This window comes from Vibrio sp. D173a, from assembly GCF_030248475.1.
The window spans coordinates 1-920 of the sequence record NZ_JAHGAH010001629.1 but is presented as its reverse complement, the minus strand read 5'-3'; the positions used below and the strand labels follow the sequence as shown (position 1 = coordinate 920).

The following is a 920-nucleotide window of genomic DNA, read 5'->3' as shown; positions in this document are numbered from 1 at the left end:
AATGATGAAAAAAATTGTAGGTGCTTGAATTTATTTGATTTGTCTTTTTTTTAGGTTTGTTTTTAGTTTATTTGACACGCAGGATAATCTTTTGCAATCTAGACCTCGAAATTTAGTGGCGGTGATTAACCAACAAAGAGTGGTAATCATCAACGCAAAACAAAAAAAGGGAACCGGGCAAGGATCTCCCATTCTTAGAAAAGGCAGTGGATTTATTATGAAAAAGACTCTATTAGCTCTTGCTATCGCAGCAACAGCAACTTCAGTAAACGCAGCAGAAATTTACGCAAACGACGATACTAAAGTTGGACTAAAAGGCGAAGTAGATATCTACCTATCAACTTCTGAAGTTGACACAAGCACTACAGCAACTACAAAGAAAGAAGCTGACGTTTCAACTTGGGCTAAAATCCAACTTGACGCTGAAACAAAGCTAAACGCATCTGTCGAAATCGAATCTGACGGCAGCAATGCTAAGTTCGATGACGGACTAGCTGGCTTCAAAACTGACACTTGGGGTATGGCTTTCGGTGAAACTGGTGACCTAGCAGAGTCTGCTGATGCAATCCAAAAAGATGACATCACTAACGAAGGTAACTACATGGGTTCTACTGGTGGTCACCACGCAGAATCTAGCGGTCACGGTGCAGTATTCAAAGGCCAATTCGTTGAGGGTCTAACTCTTGTTGCTGACATCAACACTGACTCTACTGAAAATGTAGACAACACTTACGGTATCTCTGCAGATTACGCATTTGGCGCATTCTCTGTAGGTGCTTCTTACATCACTGGTGAGCGTACTGAAAACGTTGATTACCTACTAACAGGTGTTTCTGCATCTGCTGAGTTTGGTGGTCTTTACCTAGCTGCTACTTACGCACAGTACGAAGGTAACCAAGGTTACGGTTACTGGGATATCG

Annotated in this window: 1 protein-coding gene; it reads left to right on the top strand. The window is 41.8% G+C overall.

Going from position 1 to position 920, the window contains the following annotated elements; genetic code table 11:
- Positions 1 to 217 precede the first annotated feature (217 nt).
- A partial coding sequence (locus KIV40_RS35220; protein ID WP_285354123.1) for a porin occupies positions 218 to 920 on the top strand: 703 nt, incomplete at its 3' end.